Raw genomic sequence first — 21,350 nt, 5'->3', positions numbered from 1 at the left:
TAGAGGTTTTCCACATTCCTTTTTTGCAGTTTTCCACAAATTGTTCCACGTGGAACATGTTAATAAGTTTTTGTGGAAAACTATTTTGTGGAAAACTAGAATTACGCTCAAATACAAAACTTGGAAACTTATACACAATTGAGTTGTGGAAAACCTGAATTGATTGTGAAATGCGACCAATGTTCCAGGTGGAACATATTGAGCCGTGGAAAAACGTGGAACATATCCACAATGATTTTGTGGAAAACTGATGAAATTGTGGAGAAGTGGCATTGTTCCACGTGGAACAATTTGAAAGCGTGGAAAAACGTGGAACATATCCACAGTTTACTGTGGATAACTTAGGGGTTTTTGTGGACAATTGCCAATAAAAAAATGGAGCTGTACAGAATATTAGTACAGCTCTTTTTTTCTGTGCGATTCTCAGCGCTTTGAATTTTTGGTCCAATTAGCCATGTAGCGAAGTCATTTTGCCTTAAGGTTGAGGTTTTTGGCCAAGAGCAAATCGGCTGAGGGGCTGTAGCAGGGCGGCGAAGCCGCAGACCCAGCAAAATGAGCGCAGCGAAATTTTGCGCAGGGCCGAGCAGACCTGCGAGCTGCGCAATGGCCCGACCCGCCCGCAGGGCGGGGCAGCCCCAAAAAAAAGAGGAAGCAGATATAGATCTACTTCCTCATGGTATTTTTACTGAAAAGGGATTATTCAATAATTGCCCCTTCTTGGTCAATGCTTAGGATCCAGCTCTTGACTCTTTGTTTTTTGGCTTTGTAGTGGGCGAGGATAGCGGTTTGCGCTTCTTCTGCTTTTAGTGTATTATTGAAAAGGGCGGCAATTGTGGGTCCTTGGCCACTATAATGGCAGCTAAGGCCGCCTTCTGCATGAACAATTTCTTGAACTTCTCTTAAAAAGCTGCCTTCTTCGGCCCAAGCTTGGGGCCAAAGGGCCTCTTCTAGCAGTCTGAAATCGCTATAATTAAAGGCCCAACTCAAGGCAGAAAGGGCCTGCAGGCTAGCTTTGCCTGTTTGAAGAGCAATTTCTTCTCGCAGAGCCTGATGGGCTTTAACTTTTGGCGCAAAAACCAAGAAATAAAGGCCTTTTGGGAGGGCCATACGGCGCCATTGGCAGGGAGATTCTTGGACAATGAGGTTCCAGCCGCCGTATAAACTAGCCACAAGATCCTCGGCAGCACAGCCCGAAGCTAGGGCAGGGGGCATCAATTCTTTGGGCATAAGTGGACTTTTGAGCTGCTTATTGAGTCCATACAGGCAGGCGGCCACTAATGCGGCCTCATTGCCAAGGCCCAAGCCAAAGGGAATCTTCTTGCGAACTTCCAACTCAAAGCCCAAAGTCTCTGTTTCTACGCCATAATCGGGCAAAAGGGCCCAAAAAGCGAGGGCGGCCTTGCCCATAGCCGTCTCGCCAAGGTTTCGGCTGAGCTGTTTTTGGTCCCCAGTAACTTCTAGAAGCTGCAAGCCAGCCTCTTGGCTAGGGCGGATAATCACTTCATCGGCTAAGCCTTCTAGGGCAACGGCCATACAGCCAGGGCCCCAAGATAATTGGCTCAAACTTGCGGGCGCCTTGATTTTTACGCCCAATTGTGCTTTAGACATCTATCTATTATATCTTAAATCTCAAAAAATAGGGAGGGGCTGCCTCCCTGAACAATGTACAAAGTTTTCCTAACTTTGTGGACTTAGATTATCATACAAAAGTACAGCTTATATGCTATCTAGCAGACAATTATTTTTACAACATTTGGCCCAAACCTCTGATGCTCCTTTAGCTTTAGAGATTGATCGGGCAGAGGGAATTTATATGTATGGGCCTACAGGCAAGTCTTATATTGACCTCATTTCAGGTATTTCAGTGTCTAATTTAGGGCATCGGCACCCCAAGGTCATGGCCGCAATTGCTGCACAATCAGAGCGCTATTTGCATACCTTGGTTTATGGGGAGTTTATTTTGAGTCCTCAGGTTCAATTGGCAAAGTACTTAGCCGATTTGCTGCCCGCTTCTTTGTCTAGCTGCTATTTTGTCAATTCTGGAACAGAAGCAACAGAAGGGGCGATGAAACTGGCCAAGCGCTATACTGGCCGGGCCGAAATCATTGCCTGCGAAACCTCTTATCATGGGAGTAGCCAAGGGGCATTGAGCTTGATGAGCACCGACTTTTTTACCGCTCCTTTTCGCCCACTTTTACCCAATATCAATCATATTGCCTTTAATAGCTGGCCCGATTTGGACAAAATTACGGAAAAAACGGCCGCTGTGATCATTGAACCCGTACGGGCGGAGAAAGGGGTGGAAAATCCTCTAGAAGGCTATTTAAAGGCCCTCAGAGCGCGTTGTACAGCCGTTGGCGCCCTACTAATATTTGATGAAATTCAGGTGGGCTGTGGCCGCACTGGTAGCTTCTTTGCCTTTGAGCAGTTTGATGTAGTGCCCGATATTCTCCTTTTGGCCAAAGGTTTTGGCGGCGGAATGCCTATAGGGGCTTTTATTGCTAGCCAAGAAATTATGCAGGTGCTTAGTCATAATCCCTTTTTGGGGCATATTACTACTTTTGGAGGGCATCCGCTTTGTTGTGCCGCTGCTTTGGCCAACTTAAAAGTGCTGAAGGAAGAGTATGAGGAGTTGATCGGGACGGTCAAGGAAAAGGAGGCCCTTTTCTTAAGCTTACTCAAGCATCCTAAAATTAAAACGGTCCGTTCTGCTGGCCTACTAATGGCCGTTCAGCTTTCTAGCTATGAACAAACGAAGTCGATTATCCTTAAGTGTATGGAAAAAGGCTTGATTTCAGACTGGTTCCTCTTTAATGATTCGGCGATCCGAATTGCACCACCACTTATTATTAGTCCTCAACAAATTCATCAGGCTGCGGCTTTTTTGCTAGAAGCTATTGATGAGGTAGACGGTCCAACTTATGACAAGAACAACTAAAACAGCTATCCAAGGGTTTTTATACCTGCTGCCGATTTGGGCAATTGGGATGATTTTGGGCCAGCTAGGCCTTCAGCTTATTGCTTCGGCCTATGGGATCAGTAATTTAATGGAGCTAGTATCAAATTTGGCGACTACAGACCCTACTCCCAATGAACTTGCAGGCCTAAAATGGGGGAGCCTGTTTAGCCATTTTTGTGGCTATACTTTGGTGGCCCTAGGCTTTAGCCTAATTTGGAAGCCCAAAAGAGCCATGGATTTTTTGCTGCTCAATCGCTCTGCTAAGTTCTGGACCTATTTGCTTTTGCCAGTTTTAGCGCTTTGCCTTTATCCGATTGCCATGCAGCTCTATGCGCTCAATCAGATGATTACTCCAGAAAGCTGGATCGCTAAAGAGACCATTGCTTTGCAAGAAAAGTTGATGAGCATGAATAGCCCAATGGACCTATTGACCAACTTTTTGTTGGTGGGCTTGGCCGCTGGCCTAGGAGAGGAGCTCCTCTTTAGAGGGATTCTGCAACGCCTACTCGCTCAACTGACTAAGAATTTGGACCTAGGTATTTGGATAGCGGCCCTGCTGTTTAGCCTGATCCACTTTCAGCCAGAAGGCTTTATCCCTCGCTTTCTATTAGGAGCGATTTTAGGCTATAGTTTGCGCTGGACGGGCAGTCTTTGGACGCCTATTTTGCTGCATATCGCCTTTAATTCTTCTCAATTATTGCTCTATTATTTTTTCGCAGACCAAATGTCTGAACAAACAGGCTTAGAGCTACCCATTTATTTAGGCATTTTGGCTTATCCTTTGGCTTTGGCCATCTGTTTTTTACTCTATAAAGGGCATAAAAAACAAGGAGCAATTCAGGCCAATGATTATTTACCCTCCTAATTTATAGCTTATGAGTTTGCGCTTGCGCACCACTACGGCCCTAGTTTTTGGGGTAGTTATGATTGCGGGAACCTTGGCCCACCCTATTTCGGCGGCAGCCCTCTACCTTTTGGTGGGCTTTTTATGTATCCGAGAGCTGGGCCAATTACTCCTACAGCAAGATAGTCCACAGAAAATCTATAATCAATTGCGGCGAGCACTCTTTATGTTGCTCTCTATTTTGCCCGCTTTGCTCCTTGTAGATGGCTATTTATCGCCTTTTCCTTTGGTCCTAAATGGGCTAGGACATTGGTTTTTGCCCCTTTATTCTCTGCCTTTTCTCTTAGAGTTGGCGGCTTCAAGCAAAAATCCTTTCCAAAATATTGCCTATAGCTACCTTGGCCTTTTCTATATTGGGCTGCCCACTTTCTTGCTTTGCTTTCTGTCTTTGCAAGATTCCTCGGGCCGCTTTCTCATTATGGCCATTATGCTTTTGGTTTGGGCCAATGATGTTTTTGCCTATCTGACGGGTCGCAAGCTTGGAAAACGTAGAATTTCGCCCATTTTATCGCCCAATAAAACGCTTGAGGGCCTTATTGGGGGATTTACAGCGGCTCTGCTTTGGGGCTTTGCTTCTTATTTTGTCTGGAGCATCCTCGATTTTTCCCTCTCTACTTGGCTGATTCTGGCCGCAGAGGCCTCTATTTTTGCCTTTTGGGGCGATCTTATTGCCTCTATGCTCAAACGCTCACTCAATATTAAGGATACAGGAACAACTTTGCCTGGGCATGGTGGACTGATTGACCGCTTTGATGCCTTCCTTTTTGTCTTTCCTGTGATTACTTTTACGATTATTTTTATCCTGAAAATCGCTAGATTTATTCCTTTTTAAGTGAATTTGGGGCCTCCGCTGCGGCTTCGCCTTGCGGCGCTACGTTTCGGGGCTCGCTTTTCGCTCGGCCCTGCGCGGGCTGCGCCCGCTGGGTCTGGCCTTCGGCCACCCCTACACATCGCTAGGCCGCACAACATGAGGCGCTGCTTTGGGCGCTGTCCCTGGCCCTCTACACATCGGTTACTCCCTTTGGTCGTCGAACTGCAGACTAAAGTCCTTGTTGTGACCGCACAACATGAGGCGCTGCTTTGGGCTTTTCGCTTCGGCCTTTTCACCTTTTTAGCTGTTATGATATGTCAATAATACCAAAAGAAACTGCAGAACAATTGGCCCAACTCATTAGAGCATGGAACGCCAAAGGCTTTTCGCCTGCAACTAGCACCAATTATTCTTTTAGAGTCGGGGCAGATCGCCTTGCTATTTCTAAGTCTGGCCGAGATAAAAGCCAGTTCTCTGCCCAAGATTTTATGCTTGTAGACCTAAAGGGGAGGGCTCTTCCTCCCTTTGAGGGAGAACGTTCTTCGGCCGAAACCCTACTACATACGGTCCTTTATGAAGAGAATGAAGCCATAAATGTGGTGGTTCATACCCACTCTATTTATGGCACCCTCCTCTCTGATTATTACTTAAAGCAGGGAAATTTGCGGCTTAGTCAGTATGAATTACTCAAAGCTTTACCTCAATTTGATAGCCATGAAGTAGATTTTGAGCTGCCTATTTTTCCCAATACGCAGGATATAGAGCAACTTTCTGAAGATTTTAGACAGCTCTATTTGGCCCAACCTACTACTATTGCTTATTTGATTGCAGGACATGGACTCTATACTTGGGGCAAAAGTATAGCCGAAGCCAAACGGCATTTAGAAGCTTTAGAGTTTTTATTGGAAGTACATTATAAAAAACTGCTTTTGGCTCCACACTAATGTTCCACGTGGAACAATGGGTTTTTCCATTTCCACGAATTGAGGCGTCATCTTGCATTGTTCCACGTGGAACAATTTGCTGTTCCACAATTTTTTCTTTTTTCACAAAAGAGCAGAGCGTTTAAAAACTGCTCTTTTTGGCTCCAAAATAGCCGAAAAACCACTTTTTTCTAAGCGCTGAGAATTTAATGCACCCTATACTTAGGTCGGCAAGTTTTTTCTGTGCGATTCTCAGCGCTTAAGAAAATGGTCTTTTTTTAGCCTTTTTGGGCTAAAAAGGGAGAGTTAAATTTGGAAAGCCCAAAATTTATCCTGAATTTTAAACTATGATGAAAACAGAAAATAGATTTAAGACCACTTCATGCTGCTGTTGCTGCCATCCCTGTTTTGCTCCTCGAGCATCTCAGTGCTAAAGCTATGTATCCATGAAGAGTTAAATCTGATGTTTTACATAACCAAAGCCTTTTTGAGATGTTCTCTCAAAAAGGCTTTTTCTTTTTCCAGAATCTAATCTTATGCAGACCATTTCCTTGATTACTTGCTGTTGTTGTTGTCATTCTCTTTTGCTTGGGCAAAAAGAGGAGAGAGGCAATGCCAGTAATTGATCTTTGTTTTGGTCTACTTACTATTATTGTTCGGCTCAACTTCTTTTGTCTAAAAGAAGTTGAGCTTTTTTTTGGTCCAGAAGGGCCGAAGGCCCTTGGCTGAGGGATGGACAGCAGTGGCCCCTAGGGCCAGACCGAGCAAAATGAGCGCAGCGAAATTTTGCGAAGGGCCGAGCAGACCTGCGAGCTGCGACACAGCCCGACCCGCCCGCAGGGCGGGGCAGCCCCAAAACAATCAAAAAAATAAAAAACATACTCCTCCAATATGCCAGCAACCATTAAAAAATATCAAGAAGCCTTGGCGGCCGTAGGTCGCTTAGTGGGGCAAACGCCCTTGGTAGAGCTCAAAAGTCTGAGCCCTTCTCCCAATATTCATATTTATGCCAAGCTAGAGTGGCATCAGTTGGGGGGCAGCGTGAAAACGCGGGCCGCCTACAATATCATTAAAACCGCTATAGAGCGGGGCGAATTGGGCCAAGGCAAGCAGCTTTTGGATGCCAGTAGTGGAAATACAGCCATTGCTTATGCGCATATAGCGGCGGCTCTGGGCATTCCATTAACCATTATTTTGCCTGAAAATGCCTCGGTAGAGCGCAAGCGGATCTTGAGAGCATTAGGAACAAAGCTCATTTTTAGTTCTCCATTTGGGGGCACCGATGAGGCCCAAGAAAAGGCCAAAGCGCTTGCTTTGGCCGAGCCAGAGAAATACTATTATGCCGACCAATATAGTAATCCAGCCAATTGGCAGGCGCATTATTATGGGACCAGCGAGGAAATCTGGGCGCAAACGGCGGGTAAAATTACCCATTTTGTAACCGCTTTAGGGACCACGGGCAGTTTTGTGGGCAATGCCAGAGGATTAAAAGAGAAAAATCCTGCGATACAGTTGGCCAGTTTGCAGCCAGATGGCGCACTACATGGTTTGGAAGGCTGGAAACACCTGCCGACGGCCTATGTGCCCCCCATTTATGATGATAGTTTGGCACATCATGAACTGCCAATAGACAGTTTTCAGGCCTATGATATGCTCAGAAGGCTGGCCAAAGAAGAAGGCTTATTGGTGAGTCCTTCCGCTGCGGCCAATGTTTTGGGCGCTTATTTATGGGCCCAAGAACTTCCGCCTGAGCAAGAAGCCCATATTGTGACCCTTTTGCCCGATAGTGCAGACAAGTACGGGGAGGTCATTGAACAAATTTTTCCATATTAAAATCGCTTATTATGTCTTATCAATTGAGTTTAGCCCCCGAGGCAGAGCAGTATATACTACAACAATTAGAAGCTGATTTTCCGAATGAAGGCTGCGGATTCTTTTATGGAACAGAGGAAAATGAGGGACAATTACGGCATGTGCTACTCGCCGAGGCCGTTATTAACAGCAAAGAAGGAGACCAAAGACGGCGTTTTGAAATCTCGCCTTTGGATTATATGAAAGCAGAAAGAAAGGCCTTGGAATTGGGATTAAATCTATTGGGGATTTATCATTCTCATCCCAACCATCCGGCAATTCCCTCTATACATGATTTAAAGCAGGCGGTACCTTATTTCTCCTACATCATTTTATCGGTACAAGAAGGGCAGGCGGCAGAGCTTACATCTTGGCGATTGAATGAAGCGCGAGGAGAATTTGAGGCAGAAGAAGTAAAACGCAACAACTTAGAAGCCCTACCCAAAAGAGAACTCATTTAATTATCTATCATCTAATCAAAATATTATGGCAACAGTAATCATTCCCACACCATTACGCAAATTCACCGACCAACAAGCAAGCGTCAAATTAGATGCGGAGACAGTACAAGCTGCAATAGATCGTTTAATTGAGCTTTACCCTGTTTTAGCTCAACACTTGCTAGACAAAGAGGGGCAAGTTCGGGCTTTTGTTCGCATCTTTTTAGAAGATGAGGACATTTTGGCTTTAGATGGGCCCAATACCGCCCTAAAATCAGATAGCACATTAAGTATTATTCCAGCCATTGCAGGCGGAATTGACCTTTAAAGAAAGAAGATGGCAAATATTGAATTTTCAAAGGCGGAGCTAGAGCGCTACAGCCGACATATTATTATTCCAGAGTTTAATATAGCAGGGCAGCGAAAACTCAAGGCCGCCAAGGTGCTCGTCGTGGGTTCTGGTGGTTTGGGCAGTCCTCTTTTACTCTATTTGGCTGCTGCAGGAGTGGGCCATATTGGCATTGTAGATTATGATAGAGTAGATGATAGCAATTTGCAGCGGCAAGTATTATTTGGGACCGAGAGCATTGGTAAACTAAAAGCTGAAGCGGCTAAAGAGCGGATAGAGGCTTTAAATCCACATATAGAGGTCACTGTTTACAATGAGTTTTTCAACTCAGAGAATGCTCTAGATATCATTAAGGACTATGATGTAGTGGCTGATGGGACCGATAATTTTCCGACCCGTTACTTGGTCAATGATGCCTGTGTAATTTTAGGCAAAACGAATGTTTATGCCTCCATTTACCGCTTTGAGGGGCAGGTTTCGGTTTTTAACTACAAAGATGAATTGGGCAATTTTGGTCCTCATTATCGGGACCTTTTTCCTTCTCCACCTCCTCCTGGCTTGGTTCCTTCTTGTTCTGAGGGAGGTGTTTTGGGCGTATTGCCAGGGATTATTGGTTCTTTGCAAGCGCTAGAGGTCATTAAAGTGATTACTGGGGTAGGGGAGCCTTTAGTGGGCCGGCTCTATCTCTTTGATGCCCTGACCTTTAGCCATAGAACGCTCAAGATTCGGAAAAACCCCAATACGCCAGAAATTACAGAACTCATTGATTATGAGCAGTTTTGTGGGGTTGAGGAGGCCAAAGAAGAGCAGCCTGTGGCGGCTGTGCCAAGCATTAGTGTGCAGGAACTTAAGCAATGGCAAGAGGAGTCAAAAGCTTTTGTGCTAATTGATGTGCGAGAGCCTTATGAGCAAGAAATTGTGGATATAGGAGGCCAACTGATTCCGAAAGGAGAAATTGAGCAGCAGCTGGACCAAATTCCAAAAACGGGAGATGTAGTAGTACATTGCCGTTCTGGAAAGCGAAGCGCAGATGTGATAGCCTTACTGCAAGCAGAATACGGCTATACTAACTTACTCAATTTGGAGGGGGGAATTTTAGCCTATGCCAAGGAAGTGGACCAAGAGCTTGCCACTTACTAAAGAGCTGTCTGTATGTTTTTTATGAGCTGGAGCCCAAAAGGGGCTCTGGCTTTTTTATGGGCATAAAAAAGGCCCAACAAACATCTGTTTGTTGGGCCAATACCCACAGCAGGGTTCGAACCTGCAACCTTCGGCTCCGGAAACCGACACTCTTCCAGTTGAGCTATGCGGGCTGTCTATGAAACACAAAAATAGACAATTTTGTAGAGACTGCCAATTTTGCCCCTAGGATTTTTTTAGCCAGAGCCGAAGCTGTCCATCGGCAAAGGCGTGTTTTTCTAGTTGTAGGTAGTTGGCAAAGCGGGGTAGAAAGATGTTTTTTCTGCGGCCCTTGACATCCAAGACTAGTTCATCGCCAAATTTTTGGACCGAGAAATCCTCTTCTTGAATAAAGGGGAGTTTGATGCTAATCAAATAGTATTGTCCTCTTTCTTCTACCTCAAAAGGATTTTCACTATAGAAAAACTGAGCGGGGTCCTCTCCTTTATAGAGTAGTTGCCCCATTTTTTCTAGTAGTGGCAAACCAAATAGTTCTTGGCCCAAATGGGGCGCCTTAAAAATGGGTAGGGGAGCAAAGCTTTCTTCAATATCCTCAAGATATTGTTTTTGGCTCTTAATATACTGAGCAAAAACGCCTGCGCCCATTTCTTCGGGCAGCACCCGATTGACAATAATGCCATCTACCTGATAGCCATAGAGCTGCAAATAGGTATAGGCTCTTTTGGCTTCCTGTATAACCATGCGCTCGGGGTTGGCGACAATCCGAATAGAGCAAATTTTGGGGTTCAGCATAATTTTCTGGACCTGCTCTAGTTTTTCAAAAAGCTCTTCTAGTTCTTCAAAGCCTTTGTCTAAAGGAACGCCAGAGGCTTTGCGCAAAAACTTTCCAGCAGTTTTGATGGCAAATTTGGGTACGGCTTTATTTACCCAAGATTGCATGACTTGGGGTAAGGAAAGTAAGCTTAGAGTTTCGCCAGTAGGGGCCGAGTCAATAATGAGTACGTCATATTTCCCCTCCCGATAGTGTTGCTCAATCCATAAAAAAGCAGAGGCTTCTTCCATACCGGGTAAGACAGAAAGCTCTTCGGCCACAATATTTTTTACGCCCCGCCAGCGGAAGACCGTCAGCATGAGGTTGCGCATATTATCCCAATGTTTTTTCATAGAATAATAGACGTCAAATTCTTGAGCCCATAAATTAGGGGCTACGGCTTTGGGCTCTGGAGCCAGTTCCTGGTCCAAAGCATCCGAAAGACTATGTGCGGGGTCGGTAGAGACCACCAAGGTTCTGTATCCTTGGGCGGCAGCGGCCAAAGCGGTGGCAGCAGCACTACTCGTTTTGCCCACGCCTCCTTTTCCTGTAAAAAGTAAGATTCTCATTGATGTTTTGCTTTTCTCATTCAAAGTACAGCTTTTCTATAGCCCCACAAAAAAAAACTACCCCTCCGCTAGGCGGAGAGGCAGCTACTGGCTAAAAATACAAAAAGAAACCGCAGACTTTGCGTCGAGAGCCAAAGGATTCTCTAGCTTGTATTTTAGACAAAAAAGGTATTTCGATTAAGCATCGGCTTTTTTGCGGCCGCGCTTAGTTGTTTTTTCTTCAGTTCCTTCAGCATCTTCTTTTGCTGCATCTTCTACCTCTTCTGGCTCTTCCTGAGGATTACCAAAAAGGTGAGCTTTGATCTTTTCTTCAACCTCTAGAGCAACCTCTGGATTGTCCATCATAAATTGCTTAGCCGCTTCGCGACCCTGAGCAATTTTGGTCCCTCCATAGCCATACCAAGCACCGCTCTTGCTCAAGATGTCAAATTCAGCGCCCATATCAACGAGTTCTCCCGTTTTAGAAACGCCTTCTCCATACATGATATCAAACTGAGCAATGCGGAAGGGAGGAGCCAATTTATTTTTGACCACTTTCACCTTAACGTGGTTTCCTACTACATTCCCCTCACGGTCCTTAATGGCCGCACCAGAGCGGCGAATATCCAAACGCTGAGAAGCGTAAAACTTCAAGGCATTACCCCCAGTTGTGGTTTCTGGATTACCGAACATCACTCCGATTTTCTCGCGCAACTGGTTGATGAAAATACAGCAACAGTTCGTTTTACCGATGGCACTAGTCAATTTACGCATGGCCTGAGACATCAAACGCGCTTGAAGACCCATTTTAGAATCTCCCATATCGCCTTCAATCTCTGAGCGAGGAACGAGTGCAGCAACAGAATCCACCACCAAAATATCAATAGCGCCAGAGCGAATCAAGTTCTCGGCAATTTCCAAGGCTTGCTCCCCATAATCAGGCTGAGCAAAAACCAACTCATCTACATCTACGCCCAATTTTTCAGCATAATAGCGGTCAAAAGCATGCTCTGCATCAACAAAAGCAGCAATTCCGCCCGCCTTCTGACATTCTGCAATAGCATGAATGGCAATAGTCGTTTTACCAGAAGATTCTGGTCCATAAATCTCTACAATACGCCCTTTGGCAAAACCATTGGTGCCCAAAGCGACATCCAAGCCAATAGAACCTGTAGGAATAGCTTCTACTTCTACCATTGGGGCATCGCCCAACTTCATGACACTCCCTTTTCCATAGGTTTTAGTCAAGCGATCTAATGTGGCCTGTAGGGCCTTTTTTTTGCCCTCTAGGGCCTTAGCATCTTTTTTAGTTGCCATCTCATTTTGTATTTATAGCCAAGTAAAAATATAGAGTATACGGTAAAGTTAAGTTTTTCCAGTAAAAGCCGCAAGCCTGCCCGCAAAAACTTTTATTTCTTTTTGTTATGAACCAAATGTACAGGGCTTTTACTAGTAGTGCAACTTTTTGTTGCAATTTTTTTGGCAAAAAAATAAAATAAAAAACAATTTGTGGCTAATTCTGCTTCTGCTAGGCGCAAAATGCTTATAATAAGTAGCGCAGGCAGTATTGGGCGAGAGCCTCTTCTTTGGGGGCCGTAGCCAAATGAAAATCACTATAGCCCATTTCCATGAGTTTTTGGGCCGTGCTGCGTCCAATGACTAGAATTTCTTGATTTTTCTTTTTGGGGTATGCCTTTAAATAGGTTTCGGCATTGAGCGGGCTGGTCAGAACTAAAATATCGGCTTGGCTGTCGGCAAATTGGGTTTTGGCTTGGTTGCTATAAACAATGCGTTCCTTGGCCAAAATCTCGCCTTTGAGCAGTTGTTGAATAGAGCGTTTAGACTGTTCGGCCCGAAAAAAGCAAACGCTTTTTTGGCCCAGCCATTCTTTAAAGGCTAGGGCAGTAGGGGCCGGCCGGCCAGAACCAATAAAATCTGCGCTTAAACCAAATTCTTGAAGTACTGCGGCTGTTGCTGGCCCCAAAGCAGCAATCAAAGGAAGCTGCTCCCAGGGTTTTTTCCATTGGTCCAAGGCATAGCGCAGCCCTCTGGGGCTGTAAAAAAAATAACAGTCCGTATCTTTGGGCCAACTAAAGTTAGTGGGCCGAAACCTTAATAGAGAGTAATCTATGAGCTCTGCCCGATTAGCCAATAAGCGCCTAAAGTCACTCTGCTCGGCTAGTTTTCTGGAAATAAAAATTTTTTGCATCTCCTTCTTTTTTGAAAGCTAAAGCTTTTTATGCCATTTTACAAGAGCAAGGCGCTTTGCCTGCATCTAGCAGGCGGCGAAGCCGCCGCAAAGGAGCGCAGCGACGCGGCTGAGGGGCTGTAGCAGGGCCGCCGAAGGCGGCAGACCAAAGCCCGAAGGGCTGCAGGGCCGAGCAGACTTGCGAGCTGCGCAATGGCCCGACCCAGCCGAAGGCTGGGGCAGCCCCAAATAAACAAAATGAAAAAAAATCATGTTGAAAATTGGAATTACTGGCGGAATTGGAAGTGGAAAAAGTACCGCCGCCCGCTTTTTTGAAGCCTTGGGCGTACCGCTTTATGATGCCGACAAACGGGCCAAATGGCTGATGCAAAATGACCATAAATTGCAGCAAGATTTGATTGCCGCTTTTGGTCCCGATACCTATAATCCCGCTGGGGGCCTTAATCGCCCCTATTTGGCCGAAAAAGTTTTTAAGGATAAGGACGCTTTGGCCCAGCTCAACGCCCTGGTGCACCCTGCGGTCAAGCGAGATACGCAGGCTTGGCAGGCGCAAATGCAAGAGGCTGGACATCCCTATTGCCTGAAGGAAGCTGCCCTTATTTTTGAGGCTAATTTGGCCGATCAATTTGATAAAATTATTGTGGTTACGGCTCCGCTCGAGCTGCGAATTAGTCGGGTGATGGCCAGAGATAATCTGACAGAAGCCGCCGTTTTGGCCCGAATCAACAACCAATGGCCCGAAGAAGAAAAAATCAAAAGAGCCGATTATATTCTGGAAAATAGCAGCCTAGAAGCTTTGCAACTGCAAGTACAAAAACTAGATCAAGAAATTAGTAAATTGGCCCAATCTAAGCCCGAATAGCCCATAAAATGGGAATTTTTTTAATTGGATCTCCATTATATCCTCATAACAAACTACAGAAAATATGAACAACAGTCGATTGATTATTTTTGGCGTGATTGGCCTGGTCATCGCCATTTTTACCCTCGTTTTGGTCAATAGTACCTTTCTGACCATTGATGCGGGCTTTAGAGGGGTGCTCTTCCAACCCTTCGGAAAAGGAATTGACAAAGAGAAAACTTATGCCCCCGGTTTTCATGTTTTGGCCCCCTGGAACAGCATGTATATTTATGATGTGCGGGAGCAACAACTGGAGGAAAGCATGACGGTTTTGTCGAGCAATGGCCTAAATATCCAACTCGATTTGACGGTCCGAATTAACCCTTCTTTTGATAAAATTGGGCATTTGCACGAGCAATTTGGCGAAAATTATATGAATACTTTGGTCAAACCTGAGGTGCGCTCTGCGGTGCGGACCATCATCGGCCGCTATAAACCCGAAGAGCTTTACTCGACCAAAAGAGATGAGGTCCAAGGGCTCATCCAAACCGATTTGGAGAAAATTTTGGCCACTAATTTTATTGATCTTAGAGCCGTTTTGATCCGCGATATCGAGCTGCCCGATAAGGTGCGCCGCGCCATTGAGGAAAAAATTGAGGCCGAACAAAAGGCCCTGAAGTATGAATATATTTTGGCCCAAGAACGCAAGGAAAAAGAGCGGATCCTGATCGAGGCTAGCGCCAAGGCCGAGGCCAACCAAATTCTTACCCAAAGTTTGAACGATAAGATTTTGACCGAAAAAGGAATTGAAGCCACGCTCCAACTCGCCAATTCGCCCAACACCAAGGTGATTGTGGTAGGAGGAGGCGATAAGGGCCTCCCCCTGATTTTAGGCGATAAGTAAAGGGTTTTGGGGCCTGCCGCCTTTGGCGGCCGCTCCCTTCCGGGGCTCGCAGGTCTGCTCGGCCCTGCAGCGCTAAAGCGCTTTGGTCTGGCCCTTTGGGCCACCCCTACAGGCAGCTAGGCCTGCGGCGGCTTCGCCGCCTGTCCCATCCAAAAAATAGGGCCATTACTTTAGGTAATTGGCCATGGCCCGTTCCAAATCAGTATTGGCCAAATGCAATTGCGCCCAGAAGCCTGCTTCTCGGGCGCCTTTTATATTATCGGCATTATCATCTACAAATAAAGTGTCTTGGGCCAAAATGCCAGCATCCTCGGCCAACCACTGATAAGTGGCAATATCTGGTTTGCGCCGCCCAATCTCATGCGAGTAATAGGCTTTTTCAAAAAGGCCATCAAAGTCAAGAGCGCCATGTTGCTCTCGAATAATCTTGCGGACCTCCTCCAAATGGATCTCGTTAATATTGCTGAGCAAAAAGAGTCGGTGTCCTTTGGCCCGCAACTTTTGTAGGCAATTGATGCGCTGGGCGGGCAGATCGAGCAGCATGGCGTTCCAGGCCATTTTTGCTTGGGCCTTATCTATGGGCCGCTTGGCCAAATCGACAAAACGGGCCAAAAAATCATCGGCTGAAATTTGGCCTCTTTCAAAACGCTCAAAATGCTCCTCTTGGGCCAAAAGGCCAAAAATGCGGTTAAATTCTTCCTCGCTGCCGGCCAAGCTTTTAAAGCAAGCCATTGTTCGGGGAATATCGAGGTTGAGAATCACCCCGCCAAGGTCAAAAAGAATGTTTTTGGGAAAAAGCATAATATTTTGCATCGTTTTTTAGGTCCTAAAAAAATTAGTTCTTACTTTTGTGTTCGCAAACTAATGAAAAAACCGAGGTTTGCGAAAAAATGGTCCTATAGCTCAGTCGGTTAGAGCAACTGACTCATAATCAGTGGGTCCTTGGTTCGAGCCCAAGTGGGACCACCTGCCTCAATCTCCTGCTGGATATTGAGGCTTTTTTGTTTTGGGAGATAGGCAAAAAAAAAGAGAAGCCCTAAGGCTTCTCTAGACAGACAAATGAGACAACAATTAAAAGACCTACACTAAAACGATAAGAACTTTTTCTATTGAATTGAAATAGTGCAAAGGCGTCTAAACCTTTGTTCTATGACTAAAGTTGAGCGGTGAACTTCCCTTTTCCCGCTGTTTCAAAGGTAAAACAAAAAGGAGTAATTTGAAAACTTTTGCAGCTTTTTGTTTACATTTTTTCAAACAAATAGTTGGCGACAGCCGCTTTTATCAGCTAAAAGCTTATGAAAATCATTTGTATAGGGCGTAATTATGCCGAGCATGCTGCAGAATTAAATAATGCCTTGCCCAAGCAGCCGCTCATTTTTATGAAGCCCAGCACGGCCTTATTGAAAGACGGCAAAGCCTTTTATTATCCGGACTTTAGCCAAGACATTCATTATGAGCTAGAGTTGGTGATTAAGATTTGCCGAACGGGCAAATCGGTGGCGCCAAAATTTGCCCATAAATATTATGAAGAAGTGGGTTTGGGCATCGACCTAACGGCCAGAGATTTGCAGAGCAAATGCAAAGAAAAGGGGCATCCTTGGGAAATTGCCAAGGCCTTTGATCATTCGGCTATTGTGGGCCGCTTTTTGCCCAAGGCCGAGGCCCAAGAAGCCGAGGGCCATTATTGTTTTGAGCTAAAGCAAGACGGCCAAAGCGTTCAGCAGGGCGATAGCCGCAAGATGATTACAGATATAGACAATTTAATTGCTTATGTCTCTAAGTTTTTCAGTTTGCAGAAGGGAGACCTTATATTTACAGGAACGCCGGCTGGCGTGGGCCCCATTGCCCAAGGCCAAGAGTATAAAGGCTTTTTGAAGGGCCAAGAATTACTCAGCTGCGAAATTCGCTAAACTTTTATGAGGGCTTTAGCCCTCTTCTGTGGGCCTTGGCCCACAGAACTGGCTGAGGGATGGAAAAGGGGGCGGCGCAGCCGCAGACCCAGCGGGCGCAGCCCGCGCAGGGCCGAGCAGGCTTGCGAGCCCTGACACAGCCCGACCCGAGCCGATAGGCGAGGGGCAGCCCCAAAACAAAGCAATTATGGCAAGAAAAAAACTAGATATCAATATTCGGGCATGGATCGACAAACTGCCCCCCAGCCTCCGCAACAAATATGTGGTGGCCGCTATTGTCTATGGCTTTTGGATGCTGCTTTTTGATCAGCACAGCATCATGAACCAGTATCGGCTCAACAAAACCTTGCAAGAACTGCAAACCAAAAAGGCTTATTTTGAGGCTGAAATTGAAAAAGATAGCCGCAAAAGGGAAAACCTGAGCACCGATGACCGCCACCTCGAGCAATTTGCCCGAGAAGAGCATCTGATGAAAAAAGATGATGAGGATATCTTTATCATTCAAAAGAAACCTTAGAGGGAAATTGGCAGGCTAAATATAATTTTCTAAATTTGAAGGTAATTGTAAGAGCGGAAAACCCGTTCTGTCTATCACTTGTTTTAAAACCCTTTTTTCATGTCGGTACTCGTTAATAAAGACTCTAAGATTGTCGTTCAAGGTTTTACCGGAAAGGAAGGCTCTTTCCACGGTCAACAGATGATTGAATATGGCACCAATGTGGTAGCCGGTGTAACTCCAGGTAAAGGAGGCACTACTCATTTGGACCGCCCGGTTTTTAATACTGTAGAAGATGCAGTAAAAGAGACTGGCGCCGATGTTTCTATCATTTTTGTCCCCCCAGCTTTTGCTGCTGATGCCGTTTTGGAAGCTGCCGATGCTGGTGTAGACCTCATCGTTTGCATCACAGAGGGCATTCCCGTGCAAGACATGTTGAAGGTGAAGGCTTATGTTAATGATAAAGGCGTGCGCCTCATTGGCCCCAACTGCCCCGGTATTATTACCCCCGGCGGTGCCAAGGTGGGTATCATGCCCGGCTTTATCCACAACCCCGGCCGCATCGGTATCGTTTCTAAATCTGGTACCCTCACTTATGAGGCCGTAGACCAAGTAACTAAGGCCGGTTTGGGCCAGTCTACTTGTATCGGTATTGGTGGTGACCCCGTTTTGGGTACGCCCATGATTGAGGCCGTACAACTTCTTATGGCAGATCCCGACACAGACGCTATCGTTATGATTGGCGAAATCGGAGGCCAAATGGAGGTAGAAACTGCTCGTTGGATCAAGGAACATGGTACTAAACCCGTTGTGGGCTTTATTGCTGGTAAAACAGCTCCTAAGGGCCGCAAAATGGGCCATGCTGGTGCCATCGTTGGCGGTAAAGACGATACTGCCGAAGCCAAATACGCTATTCTCCGCGAATGTGGCGTAATCACTGTCGATACTCCCGCCCAAATTGGCGAAACTATCGTTAAAGCACTAGAAGCTGTTAAAGCTTAAGCAGCATAGATAATGCTCAGACTGACTAAAGGGTCACTTCTTTTTATGAGGGGGTGACTCTTTTTTTATGTTTCCTTTTTATTTGGGGCTGCCCCGCCCGCAGGGCGGGTCGGGCCATTGCGCAGCTCGCAGGTCTGCTCGGCCCTGCAGCCCTGCGGGCTTTGGTCTGCCGCCTTCGGCGGCCCTGCTACAGCCCCTCAGCCTTCGGCGGCTTCGCCGCCTGCAAAACGCAGAATCAAACCAAAATATAAATTATATGAAAACCCTTTTTTCGGCTCTTGCCCTCAGCCTATTTTTATTTTCCGCCTGCCAACCTCAAGCTCCAAAAACTGAGGAGCAGCCCGCCACTGAGGTAGAAGCCAATAATATCAAAGCCTATTATTTTCCCATCAAAGCCCTAGAAGAACCCCAAGTCTATGAGTATGTAGATGATAGCACGGGCCAGATAGATTACTGGCTCTATAATACGGTTTATGATAAAGCGGGCAACCAATTTTTGTTAGGGACCAACTACAACCAAAAAGGAGAACAACAACAGTTTTTCCGCAGCCAAATCCTAGCCGATGGGGCCATCCTCAAAGATTATCGCTTCTTCCAAACCGATAGCAGCGGAAAAAGCCATACGAGCTCGGCCAAAATTAAAGAGCCCGTTCTCTATCCTTTTAAGCCTACCCAAGAAGCGGGACAGGTATATCGCTTTTGGGTTAATTTTAGCATAGCCCCCGATACCGCAGTTGTTTATGATATTGTTCGCAACAGAAGCTTGTCTAAAGAATCCCTTACCTTTAGTTGGGAGGGCCAAGAACTGCCCGCTATCCAATTGGATGTAGAAGAGTTTTCAGAAACCAACGACTCAATCAATGGCGGCCACTGGAAAATGCAAGGCCAACGCCAAGAAATTTATGCCCAAGGCCTCGGCCTGGTCTACATCAAAAGCATTTCTGATGCGGCCCGCCAACATAGCCGCCTAAAAAGACGGCTGAGCAGCGAGGAATTTCAGGCCCTTTTTCAAAATAAAAACCTTAAGGCTCAATAACTGTTTGTTTTAAAATCAGTTCACGATCAAAACTACTACTATGCGCCAAATGTCTGTTTATCGCAGGGCTCACTTTAATGCCGCCCACCGCCTACATAATCCCGCCTGGACCTCCGAGCAAAATGAAGAGGTTTTTGGCCTTTGCAATAATGAATATTATCATGGCCACAATTATGAATTAGAGGTTAAGGTAACTGGCCCTGTAGACCCCGAAACAGGCTATGTGATTGATCTCAAAATTCTCAATGATATCATTAAGCATAAGATTGAGGCCAAATTTGACCACAAAAACCTCAACTTACAGGTAGAAGAGTTTAAAACCCTTAATCCCACCGCAGAAAATATCTGTTGGCTGATCTGGAAAATTCTTAAAGAACATCTAGACCCCAAATTTAAGATTGGCGTTCGCCTCTACGAAACCCCCCGCAATTATGTGGAGTATGAAGAGCAGGCCTAGGCAAAATCTAAATTCTAGTCAAAAGTTTTTATCTTGCTTTAAGCTGCAAAAGAAGCCGCTTTTAGAGCAAGAACTTGCGACTTCAGCCCCCCTTCCCCAAAGCAGCTAGCCCCCATCATGTACAGCCCTTCTTTTAAGGGCTGTCTCAGATTGAAGTTGCGCTCCTCGAGCAGTACAGCTTCAGGAGTAAATGTCGCCTACATGCTTGTACGAACTGCTTATATTTTTACCATTTGGCTTAGCCTTTTTGCGGCCCCTAAAATAAGTTGGGCCCAGCCCTCTTTTACCCAAAATGGCGCTAGCCAGTTGGTCTCTGAAAACTGCTACCGCCTTACCTCGGATGAGGTGAACCAAGAGGTGGGGAGTATTTGGTGCGAGTACCCTATTCGCATGGAAAATGCCCTAGAATTACACTTTGCTGTTAATTTTGGCTGCAACCGCTATGCTGGTGAAGGCCTCGCCTTTGTCTTTCATCAAGATAAAACGGGCTTTGATGCCCTGGGCTGCGCAGGCAAAAGCCTAGGTTTTGGCAAAACAAAAGACTGTGAAGGCCTAGCCCCCTCTTTGGCCATTGAGCTAGATAGTAAATATAGCCCTGGTATTGGAGATATGTATTTGCCGCATATGGCCGTGGTCCAAAATGGCCAGCAAGAGTTTCCTATTGGCCCGGCCAAACGGCTGCGCAGCAACGGACAATCTGTGGTGGATTGCGAATACCATGATGTCACCATCCGCTGGTCGCCCTCCAAACAATTGCTAGAGGTCCTCTTTGATGGGGAAATCCGCCTGAGCTTGCGCAAAGACCTGAGCCAGTTTTTTGGTATGGACCAAGATGTTTATTTTGGCTTTACGGCCAGCACGGGCAAAAAACCGAATATGCAGATGGTCTGCGTGCAGTCGGTCTCGGTTTCTGTAGATGAAGTCTTTGAGCAAAAACGCTCTTTTCAAGAAGGGGTGGGCATTTATCCCAATCCTATCCAAGAGAAACTGACCATAGACCTCCAACTGCCCGAAGAGCAGTACATTCAGATGCAGCTCTTTGATGCGACAGGCAAACTCATTTATGAAATTCCCACCCACTCTGTTCGACAAAATCAATATTACTTTAATCTGCCTGGTCTTCCCTCTGGGATCTATTATATTAGCGTGACCAATGGAGACCATCGGGTAAGCAAAAAAATTGTACATATAGCCACTATTCGGGCTTAAAATTATTTGGGGTTTATGGCGCTAATTAAAACCGTAAGAGGAAAGACGCCCAGCTGGGGCAAAAACTGCTTTTTGGCCGAAAATGCTACGCTCACGGGAGATATTGAGATGGGCGACGACTGTAGTATCTGGTTTCAGGCCGTGCTCAGAGGCGATGTGAATAGCATTCGAATTGGCAATAAGGTGAATATTCAGGATGGGGCAGTGGTGCACTGTACCTACCAAAAAACAAAAACAACAATTGGCCATTCGGTCTCTATTGGACATCGGGCATTGGTGCACGGTTGTACGATTGGCAACAAGGTGCTGGTGGGCATGGGCGCCATTATTATGGATAATGCCGTAGTGCCCGACAATTGCCTGATTGCCGCTGGGGCCCTAATTTTAGAAAATGCCCAATTAGAATCTAATGCAGTTTATGCGGGAGTGCCCGCCAAAAAAATAAAATCTCTTTCTCCAGAGCTCTTCAAAAATGAGATTGAGCGCATTGCCGAGGCCTATATGATGTATGCCTCCTGGTATGAAGAGGAGGAAAAATAGAGAATAAAAG

At 45.9% G+C, this 21,350-nt stretch carries 22 protein-coding genes and 2 tRNA genes; 18 read left to right on the top strand and 6 right to left on the bottom strand.

All coding sequences use genetic code 11. The annotated features are described in order from the left end of the window. Positions 1-696: 696 nt before the first annotated feature. The gene (locus SGRA_RS09170; RefSeq protein ID WP_015692379.1) at positions 697-1,608 is read right to left on the bottom strand and encodes a GHMP family kinase ATP-binding protein; all 912 of its coding nucleotides are present in this window, start codon (positions 1,606-1,608) and stop codon (positions 697-699) included. 112 nt (positions 1,609-1,720) lie between these two features. Here SGRA_RS09170 and SGRA_RS09165 point away from each other — a divergent pair, with 112 nt between their 5' ends. The 8 genes from SGRA_RS09165 to moeB all read left to right on the top strand — a co-directional run bounded on the left by SGRA_RS09165 (position 1,721) and on the right by moeB (position 9,377). Continuing rightward, positions 1,721-2,938 carry an aspartate aminotransferase family protein gene (locus SGRA_RS09165; RefSeq protein ID WP_015692378.1) on the top strand — a complete coding sequence of 406 codons (1,218 nt, stop codon included), beginning with the start codon at positions 1,721-1,723 and terminating at the stop codon, positions 2,936-2,938. Continuing rightward, complete coding sequence (locus tag SGRA_RS09160) at positions 2,922-3,824, top strand: CPBP family intramembrane glutamic endopeptidase (protein WP_015692377.1); 903 nt, start codon at positions 2,922-2,924, stop codon at positions 3,822-3,824. Before SGRA_RS09165 ends, SGRA_RS09160 begins: the two co-directional genes overlap by 17 nt. Before the next feature lie 10 nt (positions 3,825-3,834). Beyond that, the gene (locus tag SGRA_RS09155) at positions 3,835-4,695 is read left to right on the top strand and encodes a phosphatidate cytidylyltransferase (protein WP_015692376.1); all 861 of its coding nucleotides are present in this window, start codon (positions 3,835-3,837) and stop codon (positions 4,693-4,695) included. A gap of 293 nt (positions 4,696-4,988) precedes the next feature. After that, the gene (gene mtnB, locus SGRA_RS09150; protein ID WP_041329888.1) at positions 4,989-5,618 is read left to right on the top strand and encodes a methylthioribulose 1-phosphate dehydratase; all 630 of its coding nucleotides are present in this window, start codon (positions 4,989-4,991) and stop codon (positions 5,616-5,618) included. A gap of 870 nt (positions 5,619-6,488) precedes the next feature. Then, on the top strand, positions 6,489-7,430 hold the full coding sequence (locus SGRA_RS09145) for a PLP-dependent cysteine synthase family protein (protein WP_015692373.1): 942 nt from the start codon (positions 6,489-6,491) through the stop codon (positions 7,428-7,430). 11 nt (positions 7,431-7,441) lie between these two features. Further along, a complete protein-coding gene (locus tag SGRA_RS09140) occupies positions 7,442-7,909 on the top strand; it encodes a M67 family metallopeptidase (RefSeq protein ID WP_015692372.1) in 468 nt (155 codons plus the stop codon). Positions 7,910-7,934: 25 nt separating this feature from the next. After that, positions 7,935-8,216, top strand: coding sequence for a MoaD/ThiS family protein (locus SGRA_RS23945; RefSeq protein WP_002658761.1), 282 nt, complete (start codon positions 7,935-7,937; stop codon positions 8,214-8,216). A 9-nt stretch (positions 8,217-8,225) separates the two neighbouring features. Then, positions 8,226-9,377 carry a molybdopterin-synthase adenylyltransferase MoeB gene (moeB, locus tag SGRA_RS09130; RefSeq protein ID WP_015692371.1) on the top strand — a complete coding sequence of 384 codons (1,152 nt, stop codon included), beginning with the start codon at positions 8,226-8,228 and terminating at the stop codon, positions 9,375-9,377. Positions 9,378-9,477: 100 nt separating this feature from the next. Here moeB and SGRA_RS09125 read toward each other — a convergent pair. The 4 genes from SGRA_RS09125 to SGRA_RS09110 form a co-directional block, all read right to left on the bottom strand. Continuing rightward, positions 9,478-9,550 (bottom strand) — tRNA-Arg (locus SGRA_RS09125). A gap of 52 nt (positions 9,551-9,602) precedes the next feature. Next, entirely contained in the window at positions 9,603-10,757 is a 1,155-nt protein-coding gene (locus tag SGRA_RS09120) for an ArsA family ATPase (RefSeq protein ID WP_015692370.1), read from the bottom strand. Positions 10,758-10,934: 177 nt separating this feature from the next. Next, positions 10,935-12,053, bottom strand: a complete 1,119-nt coding sequence (gene recA / locus SGRA_RS09115; RefSeq protein WP_015692369.1) for a recombinase RecA — start codon at positions 12,051-12,053, stop codon at positions 10,935-10,937. 226 nt (positions 12,054-12,279) lie between these two features. Further along, the gene (locus SGRA_RS09110; protein WP_015692367.1) at positions 12,280-12,945 is read right to left on the bottom strand and encodes a uroporphyrinogen-III synthase; all 666 of its coding nucleotides are present in this window, start codon (positions 12,943-12,945) and stop codon (positions 12,280-12,282) included. 250 nt (positions 12,946-13,195) lie between these two features. On the opposite strand from SGRA_RS09110, the gene coaE reads away from it, so the two are divergent. After that, positions 13,196-13,807, top strand: coding sequence for a dephospho-CoA kinase (gene coaE, locus SGRA_RS09100; protein WP_015692365.1), 612 nt, complete (start codon positions 13,196-13,198; stop codon positions 13,805-13,807). Between the two features lie 64 nt (positions 13,808-13,871). Beyond that, the gene (locus tag SGRA_RS09095) at positions 13,872-14,690 is read left to right on the top strand and encodes a prohibitin family protein (RefSeq protein WP_015692364.1); all 819 of its coding nucleotides are present in this window, start codon (positions 13,872-13,874) and stop codon (positions 14,688-14,690) included. A 165-nt stretch (positions 14,691-14,855) separates the two neighbouring features. Here the strand turns inward: SGRA_RS09095 and SGRA_RS09090 are convergent, their stop codons facing one another. Continuing rightward, positions 14,856-15,503 (bottom strand): HAD family hydrolase, encoded by a 648-nt coding sequence (locus SGRA_RS09090; protein ID WP_015692363.1) that lies wholly within the window; start codon positions 15,501-15,503, stop codon positions 14,856-14,858. Positions 15,504-15,582: 79 nt separating this feature from the next. On the opposite strand from SGRA_RS09090, the gene SGRA_RS09085 reads away from it, so the two are divergent. The 8 genes from SGRA_RS09085 (at position 15,583) to SGRA_RS09050 (ending at position 21,340) form a co-directional block, all read left to right on the top strand. Further along, positions 15,583-15,656: transfer RNA gene (locus tag SGRA_RS09085), tRNA-Ile, on the top strand. Between the two features lie 329 nt (positions 15,657-15,985). Further along, positions 15,986-16,600, top strand: a complete 615-nt coding sequence (locus SGRA_RS09080; RefSeq protein ID WP_015692362.1) for a fumarylacetoacetate hydrolase family protein — start codon at positions 15,986-15,988, stop codon at positions 16,598-16,600. 187 nt (positions 16,601-16,787) lie between these two features. Next, on the top strand, positions 16,788-17,117 hold the full coding sequence (locus SGRA_RS09075) for an FtsB family cell division protein (protein WP_015692360.1): 330 nt from the start codon (positions 16,788-16,790) through the stop codon (positions 17,115-17,117). Positions 17,118-17,216: 99 nt separating this feature from the next. After that, entirely contained in the window at positions 17,217-18,098 is an 882-nt protein-coding gene (gene sucD / locus SGRA_RS09070) for a succinate--CoA ligase subunit alpha (protein ID WP_015692359.1), read from the top strand. Positions 18,099-18,354: 256 nt separating this feature from the next. Further along, positions 18,355-19,134, top strand: coding sequence for a hypothetical protein (locus tag SGRA_RS09065; protein WP_071823148.1), 780 nt, complete (start codon positions 18,355-18,357; stop codon positions 19,132-19,134). Positions 19,135-19,174: 40 nt separating this feature from the next. After that, entirely contained in the window at positions 19,175-19,591 is a 417-nt protein-coding gene (locus SGRA_RS09060; protein ID WP_002658780.1) for a 6-pyruvoyl trahydropterin synthase family protein, read from the top strand. Positions 19,592-19,792: 201 nt separating this feature from the next. After that, entirely contained in the window at positions 19,793-20,800 is a 1,008-nt protein-coding gene (locus SGRA_RS09055) for a lectin-like domain-containing protein (protein ID WP_015692357.1), read from the top strand. Positions 20,801-20,815: 15 nt separating this feature from the next. Continuing rightward, entirely contained in the window at positions 20,816-21,340 is a 525-nt protein-coding gene (locus SGRA_RS09050) for a gamma carbonic anhydrase family protein (protein ID WP_015692356.1), read from the top strand. Positions 21,341-21,350: the final 10 nt, after the last annotated feature.

This window comes from Saprospira grandis str. Lewin (genome assembly GCF_000250635.1).
Taxonomy (GTDB): Bacteria; Bacteroidota; Bacteroidia; order Chitinophagales; family Saprospiraceae; genus Saprospira; species Saprospira grandis.
Note: the sequence above shows the minus strand (reverse complement) of the source record. Positions and strands in the feature narration are given on the sequence as shown.